The following is a 17,613-nucleotide window of genomic DNA, read 5'->3' on the forward strand; positions in this document are numbered from 1 at the left end:
CCGCTACCGCTCGACGGCCTCCAGCCGCACCGCGCACGTCTTGAACTCCGGCATCCGGGAGGTCGGGTCGAGCGCGGGGTTGGTGAGGGTGTTGGCGCGGCCCTCGCCCGGCCAGTGGAAGGGCATGAAGACGGTGTCGGGCCGGATGGCGTGCGTGATCCTCGCGGGCGCCACGGCCCGGCCCCGCCGGGACACGACGGCCACCGGATCGCCCTCGGCCGCTCCGAGCCGGGCCGCCAGCCTCGGGTGCAGTTCCACGAACGGTCCGGGCGCGGCGGCGTTCAGCTCCGCCACGCGGCGGGTCTGCGCCCCGGACTGGTACTGCGCCACGACCCGGCCGGTGGTCAGCAGCACCGGGTATTCGTCGTCGGGTTCCTCGGCGGTCGCCCGGTGCGAGACGGGGACGAAGCGGGCCCGGCCGTCGGGGGTCGCGAAGCGGTCGAGGAAGAGACGGGGCGTGCCGGGGTGCACGGCCGGTGCGTCATCGCGGGGCGTGCCCGTGTTCGCGGGTGTTGCGTCATCGCGGGGCGTGCTCGGACGCGCGGGTGTTGCGTCGCTGCCCGGCGTGCTCGGGTGGGCGGGTGCTGCGTCGCCGTGGGGCACGCCCGGGTGTCCAGCCGCTGCCTCCCCGAGGGGCGGGGTGCCTTCGCCCTCGCCCGCCGGTTCCACCGGCGCGGGGCACGGCCAGAACACCCCGTTCTCCTCCGCCAGCCTCCGGTACGTGATCCCCGAGTAGTCCGCCGCCCCGCCCGCCGACGCCCGGCGCAGTTCCTCGAAGACCTCCTCCGGGTCGGTCGGGAAGCCCTTCTCCACGCCCAGGCGGGCGGCGAGCTCGTGCAGTACCTCCAGGTCGCTGCGCACGCCGTCGGGCGGGGTGACCGCCCGGCGCCGCAGCAGCACCCTGCCCTCCAGGTTCGTCGTCGTACCCGTCTCCTCGGCCCACTGGGTGACCGGCAGGACCACGTCCGCCAGTTCCGCCGTCTCCGACAGCACCACGTCGCAGACCGCCAGGAAGTCCAGCGACCGGATGCGCTCCTCGATGTGCGCGGCACGCGGCGCGGACACCACCGGGTTGGACGCCATCAGCAGCAGCGACCTGATGTCGGTGCCCAGCGCGTCCAGCAGCTCGTACGCACTGCGCCCCGGGCCCGGCAGACTGTCCGGGTCGACGCCCCACACCTCGGCGACGTGCGCCCGGGCGGCCGGGTCGTCGAGCTTGCGGTAGCCCGGCAACTGATCGGCCTTCTGCCCGTGTTCGCGCCCGCCCTGCCCGTTGCCCTGGCCGGTCAGGCAGCCGTACCCGGAGTGCGGACGGCCCGCCCGGCCGGTCGCCAGGCACAGGTTGATCCACGCGCCCACCGTGTCCGTGCCCTTGGACTGCTGCTCGGGCCCCCGGGCGGTGAGCACCATCGCCGACTCCGGCTCGCAGAACAGCCGCACGGTCTCCCGCAGTTGTGGAACGGACACCCCCGTGATCCGCTCCACGTACTCCGGCCAGTGGGCCATCGCGGCGGCCCGGGCGTCCTCCCAGCCCACGGTCCGCTCCTGGACGTACTCCTCGTCCACCCGCCCCTCGGCGATCACCAGGTGCAGCAGGCCCAGGGCGAGGGCCAGGTCCGTGCCCGGCCGGGGCGCCAGGTGCAGGTCCGCCTGCTCGGCGGTCTTCGTGCGGCGCGGGTCGACGACGATCAGCGTGCCGCCGTTCTCCTTCAGCTCGGTGAAGAACCGCAGCGACGGCGGCATGGTCTCCGCGAGGTTCGACCCGACGAGGATCACGCAGCCGGACTTCGGGATGTCCTCCAGCGGGAACGGCAGCCCGCGGTCGAGCCCGAACGCCTTGATGCCGGCGGCCGCAGCCGACGACATGCAGAAACGCCCGTTGTAGTCGATCTGGGAGGTGCCGAGCACGACCCGCGCGAACTTGCCGAGCGTGTACGCCTTCTCGTTCGTCAGCCCGCCCCCGCCGAACACCCCGACCGCGTCCGGGCCGTGCTGCGCGCGGGTGCGGCCCAGCCCCGCGGTGATCCTGCCCAGCGCCTCGTCCCAGGAGGCGGGCACCAGCGTGCCGCCCTCGTCGCGCACCAACGGGGAGGTCAGCCGCACGCCGGGCGCGAGCACGGCCGCGGCCGTCCGCCCCTTGCCGCACAGGGCACCCCGGTTCACCGGGAAGTCCGCGCGCTCGCTCACCGCGACGGTCCCGTCCGGGGCGGGCGTCAGGTTCATCCCGCACTGCAGGGCGCAGTACGGGCAGTGCGTGGGCGTCGCGGTGTTCTGCATGCCGTCCAGCGTGCGTCGGCCGTGTTACGCCGGGGACGGCTCCCTGTTACGCGGCCGGGACGGCAACCTCCCCGCCGCCGCCCCGCCCGCGTGAGGCCGGAGCCCCCGGCCTGGTCGGGCACACGCCTGCCCACCTTCACGTCGCCGCCGACCGCCACGGACGTCGCCCGTGGGACGAGAAACGCCACTCGGCGTGATCCCCGGCATCGGCCGCACGCACCCCGCGGCTGACCCGGCTCGTCGGCCGGGCCAAGGCCATGGACCTGGTCCTCACCGGCCGCACCGGGGACGTACAGGAGCGGGCGCTGAGCCCGGCCCGGTCAACGGAGAGGGTCCCGGCCCGTCGCCAAGGCCCTCTCCACCCCCGGCTCCCGCGGCCCGAGGAACCGCGGGTCCGGCCGGAAGGCCGCGTCCAGCGCGGCCTTCCCGGCGGCGAGGATCTCCCGGGCGCCGCCGTAGTACCAGGTCGCGTCGTGCACGGCGTCCACCCCGACCCCGTACGACGCGACCCCCGCCGCCTCGCACAGCGCCACCGCCCGCCGGATGTGGAAGCCCTGGCTGATCAGCACGGCCTCGTCCACTCCGAAGATCTTCTTCGCGCGCACGCACGAGTCCCAGGTGTCGAACCCCGCGTAGTCGCTGACGATCCGCCTGTCGGGCACCCCGTGCCGCGTCAGATACCCGCGCATCGCGTCCGGCTCGTCGTAGTCCTCACGGCTGTTGTCCCCGGTGACGAGCACCACCTCGACCCGCCCCTCCCGGTACAGCCGCGCAGCGGCGTCGAGCCGGTGCGCGAGATACGGCGAGGGCTCGCCGTCCCACAGCCCCGCGCCGAACACCACGGCCACCTCGGTACGCGGCACATCCGCCGCCGTCCGCAGCCGGTCGCCCGCCACGGCGTACATCCACGTCGCCGGGAGCAACGCGAGCACGCACCCGGCCATCACGGCCTGCACCAGCCGCCGCTGCCCCCGCCGGGTACGCGGCAGCCACGGTCCGCGCAACGTCACACGACGCATCGGACGGTCCCTCCCCAGGTCGGCCCCTCGACAGTCAGGGACGTCCTCCCGGGCCGCCCGGTTCATCCGGCCCCACGTGACCAGCTTCACTCGGTTCCGGGAAACCGCAGCTCACACCACCTCACACACCGCCCGCTCCCCATCGTGAACCGCCGGAAAACACCCGTGACGCCCGTGCAACGGGAAGGCAACGTGCCGCCGCGACCATCGGTGCATGCCCAGTCAGCTCAGCCTCGTCCCGCCGCCCGCCCCGCGCCGCCCGGCCCCGCCCGCCCTCGTGGTCGTGGCCCACGGCAGCCGCGACCCCCGCGCGCTGAGCACCGTGAGCGCACTCCTCGACCGGGTCCGGGCCCTGCGCCCCGACGTGCCCGTGCACCTGGGTCACATCGAGCTCAACGCCCCGCTGCTCCCCGACACGCTCGCCGCCCTCGGGGACTCGCAGGCGGTCCTCGTCCCCCTCCTCCTCAGCCGGGGATACCACGTCAAGCACGACATCCCCGAGATGGCGGCGGCCTCCCGGGCCCGCACCCGCCTCGCCGCCCCCCTCGGTCCGCACCCGCTCCTGGTCGACGCCCTCCAGGCCCGCCTCACGGAAGCCGGCTGGGGCGGGACGCCCCGCCGCACCAGCGCGGTCGTCCTCGCCGCGGCGGGCTCCCGCGACCCGGACGCGAAAACGGACACGGCCCGCACGGCCCACCTCCTGGCGGCCCGCCTCGGCGTCCCGGTCGTTCCGGCCTACGCCTCCGCCGCGACCCCGACGGTCGAGACGGCCGTCCGCACGCTCCTGGCAAGGGGCCGCCGCCACATAGCCCTGGCGGCCTACTTCACGGCCCCCGGCCGCTTCGCCACGGAGTGCACCCAGAAGGCCCCCTGGATAGCAGCGGCCCCCCTGGGCACCCACCCGTCGATGGCCGACCTCGTCCTCCACCGCTACGAGGAGGCGCTGGCGAAGGCGGCCTTCCGGGAACTGGCCTCAGCCTGACACCGGGCAGCGGGAACACGCCCCGAAAGGGGCGCGGGGAACTGCGTGACAAGCCACAACGGGCCCGCACACGCCACACCACCGAACCCGGCACACGCAAAGGCGTACAGCACACCGGTGCCCGTACTGTCGACCCATGGACGGCACCGCACAGAACCCCCCGGCCTACGACCCGACGTCAGTCGACCGCTGGGCCCCGGAACCCGACAAACGCCCCGGCCGCACCGCCTTCCAACGCGACCGCGCCCGGGTCCTCCACTCCGCCGCCCTGCGACGCCTCGCCGGCAAGACCCAAGTGGTGACGCCCGGCACCCTGGGCCCCGCCTGGGACGCCAGCCCCCGCACCCGCCTCACCCACTCCCTCGAATGCGCCCAGGTCGGCCGCGAACTGGGCGCGGCCCTCGGCTGCGATCCCGACCTCGTCGAAGCCGCCTGCCTCTCCCACGACCTCGGCCACCCGCCCTTCGGCCACAACGGCGAACAGGCCCTCAACGAATTCGCGGCGGACTGCGGCGGCTTCGAGGGCAACGCCCAGTCCCTGCGGCTCCTCACCCGCATCGAGCCCAAACGGTTCACCCCCGAGGGCTCCGTCGGCCTCAACCTCACCCGCGCCGCCCTCGACGCCGCCACCAAGTACCCCTGGCCCCGCGGCGCCCACCCCACCGACCCGGCCTCGCACAAGTTCGGCGTCTACGAGGACGACCGCCCCGTCTTCGACTGGCTCCGCAAGGACGCCCCCGGCACCCGCACCTGCTTCGAGGCGCAGGTCATGGACTGGTCCGACGACGTGGCCTACTCGGTGCACGACGTGGAGGACGGCCTGCACGCCGCCCACATCGACCCGAACTGCCTGCACGCCGACCCCGAACGCCGTGACGTCTTCGAGGTCGCCCGCGGCCGGTACGTCCCCGCCGACACCGACCCCGCCGAACTCGCCGAGGCCCTGGACCGGCTCCTCGCCCAGGAGTGGTGGCCGCACGGCTACGACGGCACGGCCGTCGCCCAGGCCCGCCTGAAGGACGCCACCAGCCAGCTCATCGGCCGCTTCTGCCTGGCCGCCGAGACCGCGACCCGCACCGCGTACGGGGCCGGGCGGCTCACCCGGTACGCCGCCGAGCTGGTCGTCCCGCGCGAGACGCGGATGGAGTGCGCCGTCCTCAAGGCCGTCGCCGACCTCTACGTCATGCAGCGCGCCGAGCAGGAGCGGCTGCGCGCCGACCAGCGGATCGTCGTCGCCGAACTGGCCGAGGCACTCACCGCCCGCGCCCCGGACGGCCTGGACCCGCAGTTCCGCGCCCTGTTCGACCGGGCGGCGGACGACCGCGCGCGCAAGCGGGTGATCGTCGACCAGATCGCCTCCCTCACCGACACCTCCGCCCGTTCGCTTCACGCCCGCCTGACGGGGCAGGGATGAGACAGACGCGACGGGCGGGGCGGCAGCACCCCCGAATGTGACCCTCCGTGGCCTGATCGGGTCACTCCCTCTTCCCGCATCACGCTCCGTGCGGGACGCTCGCAAGTGGCGACACCCTGACGAGGAGGCAACAAGTGGTCGACGCGGATCAGACATTCGTCATCGTCGGAGGCGGACTGGCCGGCGCGAAGGCGGCCGAGACGCTCCGGGCGGAGGGCTTCACCGGCCGCGTGATACTGATCTGCGACGAACGCGACCACCCCTACGAGCGCCCGCCCCTGTCCAAGGGCTACCTCCTCGGCAAGGAGGAACGCGACAGCGTCTTCGTCCACGAGCCCGCCTGGTACGCGGCCAACGACATCGAGCTCCACCTGGGCCAGACCGTCGACGCCATCGACCGCACGGCCAGGACGGTCCGCTTCGGCGAGGACGGCACCGTCGTCCGCTACGACAAGCTGCTCCTGGCCACCGGCGCCGAGCCCCGCCGTCTCGACATCCCGGGCACGGACCTGGCCGGCGTGCACCACCTGCGTCGGCTGGCCCACGCCGAGCGCCTCAAGCACGTCCTGACCAACCTCGGCCGGGACAACGGCCACCTCGTCATCGCCGGGGCCGGCTGGATCGGCCTGGAGGTCGCGGCGGCGGCCCGCGCGTACGGCGCGGAGGTCACGGTCGTCGAGCACGGCCCGACCCCGCTGCACGGCGTGCTGGGCCCGGAGCTCGGCGGCCTCTTCGCCGAGCTGCACCGCGAGCACGGGGTGCGGTTCCACTTCGGCAGGCGGCTGACGGAGATCGTCGGCCAGGACGGCATGGTCCTCGCGGCCCGCACCGACGACGGCGAGGAGCACCCGGCGCACGACGTACTGGCGGCGATCGGCGCGGCCCCGCGCACCCACCTCGCGGAGACGGCCGGCCTGGAGATCGCCGACCGGGCCCACGGCGGGGGCATCGTCGTCGACGAGCGGCTGCGCACCTCCGACCCGTCCGTCTACGCGGCCGGTGACGTCGTCTCCTTCCCGCACACCCTGTTCGGCACGCGGGTGCGCGTGGAGCACTGGGCCAACGCCCTGAACGGCGGCCCGGCGGCCGCGCGCTCCATGCTGGGCCACGACGTGACGTACGACCGGGTGCCCTACTTCTTCTCCGACCAGTACGACCTGGGCATGGAGTACTCGGGCTGGGCACCCGCGGGCTCCTACGACCAGGTGGTGGTCCGCGGGGACGCCGGGAAACGCGAGTTCATCGCGTTCTGGGTGAAGGACGGCCGGGTGCTGGCCGGGATGAACGTGAACGTATGGGATGTAACGGACAAGATCCAGCGCCTGATCCGCTCCAAAGCGAGGGTCAACACGGAGTCCCTGGCGGACCCGCACGTCCCGCTGGACGACCTCGTCTCGTAGCCGCCGGGGCTGTCAGGAGTGTCGGTCCGCCACCGTGCTGCAATTCCCGGGGGCAACCCCCGGGCTCCCGGCCGGAAAGCCGTCTCGCCTCAGGAGTGTCAGTTCGGCCCCGTAGACTCACCACGTGGCAGGACGGATCAACGACGAGGACGTGAAGGCGGTACGGGACGCGGTCCCGATCGACGCCGTGGTGTCCGAGTACCTCCAGCTGCGCAACGCGGGCGGCGGCAACCTCAAGGGTCTCTGCCCCTTCCACGACGAGAAGTCACCGTCCTTCCAGGTCAGCCCGAGCAAGGGGTTCTTCCACTGCTTCGGCTGCCAGGAGGGCGGGGACACCATCACGTTCGTGATGAAGATCGACCACCTCTCCTTCTCGGAGGCGGTCGAGCGCCTGGCCGCCCAGGCGGGCATCACCCTGCGCTACGAGGAGGGCGGCTACAACCCCTCCCACCAGCGCGGCGAGCGGATCCGCCTGGTCGAGGCCCACAAGATCGCCGCCGACTGGTACATGGAGCAGCTCGCGACCAGCCCGGAGGCCGACACCGGCCGCCAGTTCCTCGCCGAGCGCGGCTTCGACCAGGCCGCCGCCCAGCACTTCTCCGTCGGCTACAGCCCCCAGGGCTGGGACCACCTCACGCGCTACCTGCGCGGCAAGGGCTTCACCGACAAGGAGCTGATCCTCTCCGGCCTCTCCCAGGAGGGCCGCCGCGGCCCCATCGACCGCTTCCGCGGCCGACTGATGTGGCCCATCCGCGACATCGGCGGCGACGTCGTCGGCTTCGGCGCCCGCAAGCTCTACGAGGCCGACAACGGACCGAAGTACCTCAACACACCCGAGACGGCGATCTACAAGAAGTCCCAGGTCCTCTACGGCATCGACCTCGCCAAGAAGGAGATCGCCAAGGCGTCCCGCGCGGTCGTCGTCGAGGGCTACACGGACGTCATGGCCTGCCACCTCGCCGGTGTGACGACCGCCATCGCCACCTGCGGCACCGCCTTCGGCGGCGACCACATCAAGATCCTCCGCCGGCTGCTCATGGACAACGGCTCGGCCCGCGTCATCTTCACCTTCGACGGCGACGCCGCCGGCCAGAAGGCCGCCCTGCGTGCCTTCGAGGACGACCAGAAGTTCGCCGCCGAGACGTACATCGCCATCGCCCCCGACGGCATGGACCCCTGCGACCTGCGGCTCGCCAAGGGCGACGAGGCCGTCGCCGACCTGGTCGAACCCCGCACCCCGCTCTTCGAGTTCGCCCTGCGCCAGATCGTGAGCCGCTACGACCTCGACACCCCGGCCGGCCGCGCCGCCGCCCTGGACGAGGCCGCGCCGATCGTCGCCCGCATCAAGAACAGCGGTGCCCAGCACGAGGTCGCCGTGGAGCTCGCCGGCATGCTCGGCATCCTCGACACCCAGTTCGTGGTCAAGCGCGTCGCCCAGCTCGCCCGCTGGGCCCGCGACCGCGGCGGCAAGGGCCCGGCCCCCGAGCGGCACCAGCAGGCACGGCAGTACGCCGGCCCGCCCGGCCCCGCCGCCTCCCGCGGCCCGGCCCTGAACCTTCGCAACCCGGTCTTCGCCACCGAACGCGAGCTGCTCAAACTGGCTCTGCAACGGCCCGAGTTGGTGTCCCCGGCCTTCGACGCCTACGGGGTAGACGAGTTCACCGCGCCGCCCTACGCCGCCGTCCGCCAGGCCATCCAGGACGCCGGCGGCGCCGCACTGGGTGTCGCCGACCCCCAGGACTACCTGGTCAAGGTCCGCGAAGCCGCCCCGGACGACGCGGTCCGCGCGACGGTGACCGAGCTCGCCGTCGAGGCGATCATGCTGCACAAGGGCGTGAAGGGCGCCGACGAGGTGTACGCGGGCGCCCAGCTCGTGACGGTCCGCCGCCGCGCCGTGGAGCGCCGCATCCGCGACATCACCAGCCAGCTCACCCGCCTGGGCACCCACGGCGACCCGGCCCAGCTCGCCGCCGTCCAGAACGAGCTGTGGGTCCTCCAGCAGTACGACCAAAGCCTGAGGGAACACGGCGCCGCCGCGCTCTGACCCGGGTCAGCCCCCGGCCTCCTCGAAGGCCGGCGCCACTGCGCGCACCAGCCGCTCGGCGAACTCCCGCTCGTCGTTCCGGAACCGCGGATACTCCGTGACGAAGTGGTCCCACTCCACGTACCCGACCGCCTCCACCACGTGCTCCAGCAGGATCTTCTCCTTGTAGGGGTAAGGCCACTCGCCCGTCAGCCGGAACACCTCGTGCAGCAGCTCGTAGCGCAGCGGGTACCGCTCGGCCAGCAGGACGGCGTCGTACAGGTCCTTCCCCTGGGCGTGCACGTCGGTGATCAGCCACATCAGCTTCCACGCCAGCGACAGCTCCGGCGTCGCGGCCTGGACGAGCGCGCCGCCGGGCAGTTCGACCGGCTCGGGCTGCTCGGGCAGGCGCTCGTTGAAGACAAAGTCCAGCTGGACGTGGCCACCGGGCAGGCCGGGTGCGCCCCAGGGGAGCACCATGCGCCGGCCGGGCACACGGTCGTAGGTCCAGATGTCCTCGACCACCGCGCCCCTCGCCGAGACCCCGACGCCCGGCCCCCGTGCCCCGGCCAGCTCCTGCGCTGCCGCCGCGATCCCGGCCAGCATGCGGTCCGTCCGGCCGTCCTCCATCCGCCAGGTGTGCGGAACGACGACGAAGTCCAGGTCACCGGGCTCGCGCGCGGCCTCCGCGAACCACGCCGACATCAGCACGCTGCCCCGCAGCACCAGCGAGTCCACCCAGGGCGAGCCGCTGATCGCGGCCAGCACAAGATGCAGCGCCTGCCGGCGGGCCGCCCGCCACGCCTCGTCCCGCGTCGGGTCGGTGAAGCACGGGTCGGTGGCCCGATAGGCGTTCTGGAGGTGCTTCAGGGCCGGGTCGAAGACCGGGCGCTGCACCACATCGTCCCCCGGCACCGGTCGCAGCGTCTTCGGCAGGTGCTCCGCCCTTCGGGTGGCGTCGTCCAGCGGCTCCCGGGGGATCTCGGAGCTCCGCCAGCCGAACCTCTCCCACGCCGTCCCGGTCATGTCCGTACCCCCACCGGCTCCTCCAGCCATCCCTCGTCCACCGACACATCACTGTCGTACAGCACGAACTCCCGTTCCACTCCGAGCACTTCGCAGTCGCGCAGCTCGGTCAGCAGCCGCTCCAGTGCCCGGCCCGCTCCCTGCGCGTCCACCGCGTGGCAGCGCTGGGTCACGAACCGCTCGTGATGCTCGCCCCGCACCCGCCGGGCGTTCCACGACAGATGGGCGCCGTGCGGCACGACGCGCGCCGCGAGAGCCGCCAGGTCCGTGTCCGCGGTGAGCCCCAGCTTCACGTGGTGCTCGAAGTACCGCCCGTCGTCGCAGGGCCGGCGCGGCACCTCCGGAGACCAGGGCGACGACTCGATCTTCACGCGCACCGGAACGAAACCGTCCGCCCGCAACCGCGCGGCCACTTCCCGTACGCGCGCCCCTTCACGGGCGTAGGACGACGAACCGGACAGGGTGAGCATGGGCTGGTCGCGCATCCGGCCCCTGGCCAGCACGATGTGCGTGAGCTTGAACCCGGCCGCCGCCGCCCAGCGGCGCAGCCGGGCGTGCTCGTCGGGGCCGGCGCAGCGGACCGTCACATGCGACTCGTACAGGGAAGCGGACATCGGACGATCGTCGCAGACCAGAGGTGCATGAGGCATCCGGGTTTCCCACGAGGGGCGACCACGCGGTCACGGACCGGAAGCAAAAAGTCATCGCACGCCCCTCGTGGCGACGATGTGTCTTACCCCACACTGGGTTCCGGTGCCTGAGTCCTCGGAGCGCGGCCGATCCGTCACCGACGGGTCCCAGACCCCCGCGGTTCCGCTCATCGCGTACGGGACGGAAAGCGGCGAGGCCGCCGACTCCGCCCCCGAAGTACCGCTGTCGCCCCCCCTGGCAGCGATCATCCTGGAGGTCGCCCCCGTGCAGACCCAGACCCTCACCCAGACCGACGCCGGTGCCGACGCCGACGGTGCCGCGCCGGACGCGGAGGCCGACGCCCTGTCAGGCGTCCCGGCGCAGAGCCGCGCCGCGCACCACCCCGAGTCGGGGCCGGAGCCGGAGGAGCCGCCCGCCGAGACCATCGAGGCGGCGGAACCCGTCGAAGCAGTCGAACCCCCGCCGGTCCGCACCGAGTCCGGCAGCCCCTCCTCGGACCTGTTCCGCCAGTACCTGCGGGAGATCGGCCGCATCCCCCTGCTCACCGCCGCCGAGGAGGTCGAACTCGCCCGCCGCGTCGAGGCCGGCCTGTTCGCGGAGGAGAAGCTGCGGCTCACCCCCGACCTGGACAGCCAGCTCGCCCTCGACCTGGACCGGCTCGTCGTCATGGGCCGCATGGCCAAGCGCCGCCTGATCGAGGCCAACCTGCGCCTGGTCGTCTCGGTCGCCAAGCGCTACGTCGGCCGCGGCCTGACCATGCTCGACCTCGTCCAGGAGGGCAACCTCGGCCTGATCAGGGCCGTCGAGAAGTTCGACTACGCCCGCGGCTACAAGTTCTCCACGTACGCCACCTGGTGGATCCGCCAGGCCATGTCCCGCGCCCTGGCCGACCAGGCGCGCACGATAAGGGTCCCCGTCCACGTCGTGGAGCTCATCAACCGGGTCGTCCGCGTCCAGCGCCGCATGCTCCAGGAGCGGGGCTACGAGCCGACGCCCGAGGAGGTCGCGGCCCACCTGGACCTGCAGCCGGAGCGGGTCAGCGAGGTCCTGCGCCTCGCCCAGGAACCGGTGTCGCTGCACGCGCCCGTCGGCGAGGAGGACGACGTCGCCCTCGGCGACCTCATCGAGGACGGCGACGCGGCCTCCCCGGTGGAGTCGGCGGCGTTCCTGCTGCTCAGGGAGCACCTGGAGGCGGTCCTGTCGACCCTGGGGGAGCGGGAGCGGAAGGTCGTCCAGCTGCGGTACGGCCTGGCCGACGGCCGCCCCCGCACGCTGGAGGAGATCGGCCGTATCTTCGGTGTGACGCGGGAACGGATACGGCAGATCGAGTCGAAGACCCTCAACAAACTGAGGGACCACGCCTTTGCGGACCAGCTGAGGGGCTATCTGGACTGACGCCGGCCGCGGGTTCCCCGCGCCCCTAAGGGGCGCGGGGAACTGCGCGATCAGCCACGACGGACCCGCAGCCCCCCGCGACGCAACTCGGCACCACGGACCCGCGACTCAGTCCACCTCCGCCACCGCCTGCGCGAACTGCGCCTTGTACAGCCGTGCGTAGGCCCCGTCCGCCGCCAGCAGCTCCTCGTGCGCGCCCTGCTCGACGATCGACCCGTTCTCCATCACCAGGATCGTGTCCGCGTCCCGGATCGTCGACAGCCGGTGGGCGATGACGAACGACGTACGCCCGTGCGCCAGTTTGGCCATCGCCTTCTGGATCAGCACCTCCGTCCGCGTGTCCACCGAACTCGTCGCCTCGTCCAGCACCAGGATCACCGGGTCGGACAGGAACGCCCGGGCGATGGTGATGAGCTGCTTCTCACCCGCGCTCACCCCGGTTCCCTCGTCGTCGATCACCGTGTCGTACCCGTCCGGCAGCGTCCGGACGAACCGGTCCGCGTGCGCCGCCCGGGCCGCCTCCTCGATCTCCCCGCGGGTGACCTCCCGGGACGCGCCGTACGCGATGTTCTCCGCGATCGTGCCGCCGAACAGCCAGGTGTCCTGCAGCACCATGCCGATCCCGGCCCGCAGTTCGTCCCGGGACATCCGCGCGATGTCGACCCCGTCGAGGGTGATGCGCCCGCCGGTGACGTCGTAGAACCGCATCAGCAGATTCACCAGTGTCGTCTTGCCGGCACCCGTCGGGCCGACGATGGCGACCGTGTGCCCGGGCTCGACCTTCAGCGACAGGTCCTCGATCAACGGCTTGTCGGGGTCGTAGCGGAACGACACGTGCTCCAGCGCCACCTGACCGCGCAGCTCCTCGGGGCGCACGCCCGGCACCGGGTCCGCCTCCTGCTCCTCCGCATCGAGCAGTTCGAAGACCCGCTCCGCCGAGGCGACACCCGACTGCACCAGGTTCGCCATCGAGGCGACCTGCGTCAGCGGCATGGAGAACTGCCGCGAATACTGGATGAACGCCTGCACATCACCGATGGACAGCGAACCCGAGGCGACCCGCAGTCCGCCCACGACCGCCACCAGCACATAGTTCAGGTTCGACACGAACATCATCAGCGGCTGCATGACCCCGCTGTTGAACTGCGCCTTGAATCCCGCCTCGTAGAGCGCGTCGTTCTGCTCGGCGAACTGCCGCGCCGACTCCTCCTGCCGCCCGAACACCTTCACCAGGGCGTGCCCGGTGTACATCTCCTCGATGTGCGCGTTCAGCTTGCCCGTCGAGCGCCACTGCTGCACGAAGTGCGGCTGCGACCGCTTGCCCACGCGCGTGGCCACGACGAACGACAGCGGCACGGTCACCAGCGCGACCAGCGCCAGGATCCAGGAGACGTAGAACATCATCGCGAGCACGCCGATGATGGTCAGCACCGAGTTGATGAGCTGCCCCATCGACTGCTGGAGGGTCTGCCCGATGTTGTCGATGTCGTTCGTCGCCCGGGACAGCACCTCACCGCGCTGCCGCCGGTCGAAGTACGACAGCGGCAGCCGCGACAGCTTCGTCTGCACGTCCTCCCGCATCCGGAACATGGTCCGGTTCACGGCCCGGTTCACCAGCCGCGTCGCCACCGCCATCAGCAGCCCGGCCACCGTGAACACGCCCAGCGCGAGCAGCAGGACGTGCCCGACGGCCGTGAAGTCGATGCCCTCGCCCGGGGTGAAGTCGGTGCTGCGCAGCATGTCGGCGACGTCACCGTCCCCGCGCTGCCGCATCTGCTCCAGGACCTGCTCCTTGGACGCCCCCTCCGGCATGCCCCGGCCGACGATGCCCGCGAAGACCAGGTCGGTCGCCTTGCCGAGGATCTTCGGCCCGACGACGTTGAGGCCGACGCTGAGCACCACGCACAGCAGCAGCACGTAGATGGTGACCCGCTCCGGCCGGAACCGCGCGACGAGCCGCTTGCCCGACCCCTTGAAGTCGAGCGAGCGCTGGTCGGGGCCGCCCCCGGCCATCATCCGCCCCATGGGCCCCGCCATCAGGCAGCCTCCGCTTCCGTCAGCTGGGAGAGCACGATCTCCCGGTAGGTCTCGTTGTCCGCCATCAGCTCGTGGTGCCGGCCGGTGCCGACGACGCGGCCCTCGTCGAGGACCACGATCCGGTCGGCGTCCCGGATGGTTGCCACCCGCTGCGCGACGATCACCACGGTCGCCTCGGCGGTCTCCTCGGTGAGCGCGGCCCGCAGGGCGGCGTCCGTGGCGTAGTCGAGTGCGGAGAAGGAGTCGTCGAAGAGGTAGATCTCGGGCCGCTGCACCAGCGTCCGGGCGATCGCGAGCCGCTGGCGCTGACCACCGGAGACGTTCGTCCCGCCCTGCGAGACCGGCGAGTCGAGGCCGCCCTCCAGCCGCTCCACGAAGTCCTTTGCCTGTGCCACCTCCAGCGCGTGCCACAGCTCCTCGTCCGTGGCGTCCGGATTGCCGTAGCGCAGGTTCGTCGCCACCGTCCCCGCGAACAGGTACGGCTTCTGCGGCACCATCCCGACGGTCCTCGCGAGCAGCTTCGGGTCGATCTCCGTCACCTCGACACCGTCGACGAGCACCTGCCCCTCGGTCGCGTCGAACAGCCGCGGCACCAGCCCGAGGAGGGTGGACTTGCCGCTGCCGGTCGAGCCGATGACGGCGGTCGTCTCACCCGGCCGGGCCACCAGGTCGACGGCCCGCAGCACCGGCTCCTCGGCACCCGGATAGCGGAAGCCCGCCCCGCGGATCTCCAGATGCCCGTGCCGGCGCAGCTCCCGCACCGGCGCCGACGGCGGCACGACGCTGGAGGAGGTGTCCAGCACCTCGCTGATGCGCTCGGCGCACACCTCCGCACGCGGCACCATCATGAACATGAAGGTGGCCATCATCACGGACATGACGATCTGCATCAGATAGGCCAGGAACGCCGTCAGATCGCCGATCTGCATGCCCCCGCTGTCGATCCGGTGCGCGCCGAACCACACCACGGCGATCGACGACAGGTTCACCACCGTCATGACGATCGGGAACATCAGCGCGAGCAGGTTACCGGTGCCCAGCGCGAAGTCGGTGAGATCGGTGTTGGCCTTCCGGAAGCGCTGCTGCTCGTACTCGTCCCGGACGAAGGCGCGGATCACGCGGTTGCCGGTGATCTGCTCGCGCAGCACCTGGTTCACCGAGTCCAGCCGCTCCTGCATCGCCCGGAACAGCGGCCGCAGCCGCCGCACGATCAGTGTCACGCAGATGCCCAGCACCGGCACGACCGCCACCAGCACCGCGGACAGCGGCACGTCCAGCCCGAGCGCCAGCACGATGCCGCCCACGCACATGATCGGCGCCGACACCAGCAGCGTGAACGTCATCAGTGCCAGCATCTGCACCTGCTGGACGTCGTTCGTGGTCCGCGTGATCAGCGACGGCGCCCCGAAGTGACCGACCTCACGCGCGGAGAACGACTGCACCCGGTCGAACACGGACGCCCGCAGGTCCCGTCCGAGCGCCGAGGCCGTGCGGGCGCCGTAGTACACGGCACCGATGTTGCACCCGACCTGGACCAGCGAGATGCCGATCATCAGGCCGCCGTAGCCCAGGATGTAGCCGGTGTCGCCGTTCACGACACCCTGGTCGATGATGTCCGCGTTCAGCGTGGGCAGGTAGAGCGTGGCGCAGGTCTGCAGGAACTGCAGCAGCACCAGCAGGGCGATGGGTCTCTTGTAGGGCCTGAGATAGGTCCGCAGAAGTCGTATGAGCACGCTGCTTCTCTCGGAGTGGATGACGGGGCCGAGTGGTTGCCCCTGGCCCCTATCGTCGAACACTCCACCGGCGTTACCTCAACCGAATTAACCCAACAGGCGGTCGAACCCTTCAGAGGGCCCCCGGGTGCGTCTGCTCCCGTACCGCCACGAACTGCTGCCGCACCGCCTGCCCCACGGCCAGCTCCTCCCCGGGCTCCAGCACCTGCGCCACCGCGCCCTGCCAGGCCGGCGGGTTCCGCACGTCGAGCGTGCCCTGCGAGGCCCCCAGTGCCCAGGCCGCCTGGCGGGCGGCGCCGATCGCCGCGTAGTCCGCGGGCTGCGGCACCACGACCTGCGTCCCGAACAGCATGGGCGCCGCGGCCTGTACGGCGGGCAGTTCGGCGGCCGGCCCGAGCAGGAACACCCGCCGCACCTCCACGCCCCGGCCGCGCAGCACGTCGAGCGCGTCCGCGAGTCCGCACAGCATCCCCTCGAACGCGGCCCGCGCCAGGTGCTCCGCCTTCATCGACTCGCGCCGCAGCCCGGCCAGGGTCCCGGCGGTGTGCGGCAGGTTCGGTGTCCGCTCGCCCTCCAGATAGGGCAGCAGCACCAGCCCGTGGGACCCCGGCGTCGACTTCATCGCGAGATCGGACAGGCTCTCCAGATCGGGCAGCCCCAGCAGCTCGGCCGCCCCGCGCAGCGTCCGTACGGCGTTCAGCGTGGTGACGACGGGCAGGTGCATGCCGGTCGCGTCCGCGAGCGCGGTGATCATCCCGGACCCGTCGACCAGGGCCTCGGGGTGCACGGCCATCACGGACCCGGACGCGCCCAGCGACACCACCGCGTCACCGAGGCCGATGCCGAGCCCGAACGCCGCCGCCATGGTCTCGCCGGTCCCCACGGAGATCAGCAGCCCCTCCGGCGTCCTGCCGGCCGCGTCCGCCGGGCCGATCACCTCCGGCAGCATCACCTGGTGGCCGAGCGCCAGCTCCACGAGGTCGGTCCGGTAGCCGCCGGTCGCCGCCGACCAGTAGCCGGTGCCCGACGCCCCGCCCCGGTCGGTGGTTCTCCTGACCGGCCGGCCCAGCAACTGCCACACCAGCCAGTCGTGCGCCTGCAGCAGGATCGCCGTGCGCCGCGCGTTCTCCGGTTCGGTCCGGGCCAGCCAGCGCAGCTTCGTCACCGGCTGCGCCGCCTGCGGCACGCAGCCCACCGCCTGCGCCCACGCCTCGCGGCCCCCGAGCGCGTCGATCAGATCGGCCGCGGCGACCTGCGTCCGCTTGTCGCCGCCGACCATCGCAGGCCGCACGGTGTTGCCCTGCGCGTCCAGCGGCACGACGGCGTTCTGCTGCGCCGAGACGCCGATCGCCTGCACGCCCTCCAGCAGCCCGCCACCCGCGGCCTCGCCCAGGGAGAGCAGCCAGGCCTGCGGATCGACGTCGGACGGCCGGCCGCCACCGTCGGGGCTCTCCACCGGATGCGGTGCATATCCCTGCCTGAGCACGGCTCCGGAGTCCGTGTCACAGACGACGATACGAGTGAAATCGGGTGAACTGTCCAACCCGGCGACTATCCCCATGGCCAAAATTCTGCCGCACGCGCCGCTGGGGTTGGGCCGTGGGCGCCGTGAGGGTGTCGCCGGGGTTTGGGATGCGGGCCTCGTCGTGGCTGGTA

General features: G+C 72.3%; 12 protein-coding genes. 5 read left to right on the forward strand and 7 right to left on the reverse strand.

The genetic code is table 11. The features are described from left to right. Positions 1-3 precede the first annotated feature (3 nt). Together ACFZDI_RS19225 and ACFZDI_RS19230 are read right to left on the reverse strand one after the other, a co-directional pair. Positions 4-2,277, reverse strand: coding sequence for a molybdopterin-dependent oxidoreductase (locus ACFZDI_RS19225; RefSeq protein WP_391251903.1), 2,274 nt, complete (start codon positions 2,275-2,277; stop codon positions 4-6). A gap of 320 nt (positions 2,278-2,597) precedes the next feature. After that, complete coding sequence (locus ACFZDI_RS19230; protein ID WP_234850721.1) at positions 2,598-3,296, reverse strand: vancomycin high temperature exclusion protein; 699 nt, start codon at positions 3,294-3,296, stop codon at positions 2,598-2,600. Positions 3,297-3,510: 214 nt separating this feature from the next. Between ACFZDI_RS19230 and ACFZDI_RS19235 the strand changes: the two genes are divergently transcribed. The 4 genes from ACFZDI_RS19235 to dnaG all read left to right on the forward strand — a co-directional run bounded on the left by ACFZDI_RS19235 (position 3,511) and on the right by dnaG (position 9,136). Continuing rightward, the gene (locus tag ACFZDI_RS19235; protein WP_391251905.1) at positions 3,511-4,278 is read left to right on the forward strand and encodes a CbiX/SirB N-terminal domain-containing protein; all 768 of its coding nucleotides are present in this window, start codon (positions 3,511-3,513) and stop codon (positions 4,276-4,278) included. Between the two features lie 136 nt (positions 4,279-4,414). Next, positions 4,415-5,692 carry a deoxyguanosinetriphosphate triphosphohydrolase gene (locus ACFZDI_RS19240; RefSeq protein ID WP_391251907.1) on the forward strand — a complete coding sequence of 426 codons (1,278 nt, stop codon included), beginning with the start codon at positions 4,415-4,417 and terminating at the stop codon, positions 5,690-5,692. A 134-nt stretch (positions 5,693-5,826) separates the two neighbouring features. Continuing rightward, entirely contained in the window at positions 5,827-7,092 is a 1,266-nt protein-coding gene (locus tag ACFZDI_RS19245; RefSeq protein WP_391251909.1) for an FAD-dependent oxidoreductase, read from the forward strand. Between the two features lie 124 nt (positions 7,093-7,216). Further along, complete coding sequence (gene dnaG, locus ACFZDI_RS19250) at positions 7,217-9,136, forward strand: DNA primase (RefSeq protein WP_391251911.1); 1,920 nt, start codon at positions 7,217-7,219, stop codon at positions 9,134-9,136. 6 nt (positions 9,137-9,142) lie between these two features. On the opposite strand, the gene ACFZDI_RS19255 is transcribed toward dnaG, so the two are convergent. Both ACFZDI_RS19255 and ACFZDI_RS19260 read right to left on the reverse strand, forming a co-directional pair. Continuing rightward, positions 9,143-10,141 (reverse strand): nucleotidyl transferase AbiEii/AbiGii toxin family protein, encoded by a 999-nt coding sequence (locus tag ACFZDI_RS19255; RefSeq protein WP_391251912.1) that lies wholly within the window; start codon positions 10,139-10,141, stop codon positions 9,143-9,145. Then, the gene (locus tag ACFZDI_RS19260; RefSeq protein WP_391251914.1) at positions 10,138-10,755 is read right to left on the reverse strand and encodes a hypothetical protein; all 618 of its coding nucleotides are present in this window, start codon (positions 10,753-10,755) and stop codon (positions 10,138-10,140) included. The genes ACFZDI_RS19255 and ACFZDI_RS19260 overlap by 4 nt, the downstream gene beginning before the upstream one ends. A gap of 139 nt (positions 10,756-10,894) precedes the next feature. Here ACFZDI_RS19260 and ACFZDI_RS19265 point away from each other — a divergent pair, with 139 nt between their 5' ends. Beyond that, positions 10,895-12,187, forward strand: a complete 1,293-nt coding sequence (locus ACFZDI_RS19265; RefSeq protein WP_391251916.1) for a sigma-70 family RNA polymerase sigma factor — start codon at positions 10,895-10,897, stop codon at positions 12,185-12,187. A 108-nt stretch (positions 12,188-12,295) separates the two neighbouring features. Here the strand turns inward: ACFZDI_RS19265 and ACFZDI_RS19270 are convergent, their stop codons facing one another. The 3 genes from ACFZDI_RS19270 to ACFZDI_RS19280 all read right to left on the reverse strand — a co-directional run bounded on the left by ACFZDI_RS19270 (position 12,296) and on the right by ACFZDI_RS19280 (position 17,518). Beyond that, on the reverse strand, positions 12,296-14,224 hold the full coding sequence (locus ACFZDI_RS19270; protein WP_391251918.1) for an ABC transporter transmembrane domain-containing protein: 1,929 nt from the start codon (positions 14,222-14,224) through the stop codon (positions 12,296-12,298). Then, complete coding sequence (locus ACFZDI_RS19275; protein WP_391251920.1) at positions 14,224-15,957, reverse strand: ABC transporter transmembrane domain-containing protein; 1,734 nt, start codon at positions 15,955-15,957, stop codon at positions 14,224-14,226. Before ACFZDI_RS19275 ends, ACFZDI_RS19270 begins: the two co-directional genes overlap by 1 nt. Positions 15,958-16,069: 112 nt before the next feature. Further along, positions 16,070-17,518, reverse strand: coding sequence for an FGGY family carbohydrate kinase (locus ACFZDI_RS19280; RefSeq protein WP_391251923.1), 1,449 nt, complete (start codon positions 17,516-17,518; stop codon positions 16,070-16,072). Positions 17,519-17,613 lie beyond the last annotated feature (95 nt).

This window comes from Streptomyces sp. NPDC007907, from assembly GCF_042959365.1.
Taxonomy (GTDB): domain Bacteria; phylum Actinomycetota; class Actinomycetes; order Streptomycetales; family Streptomycetaceae; genus Streptomyces; species Streptomyces indiaensis.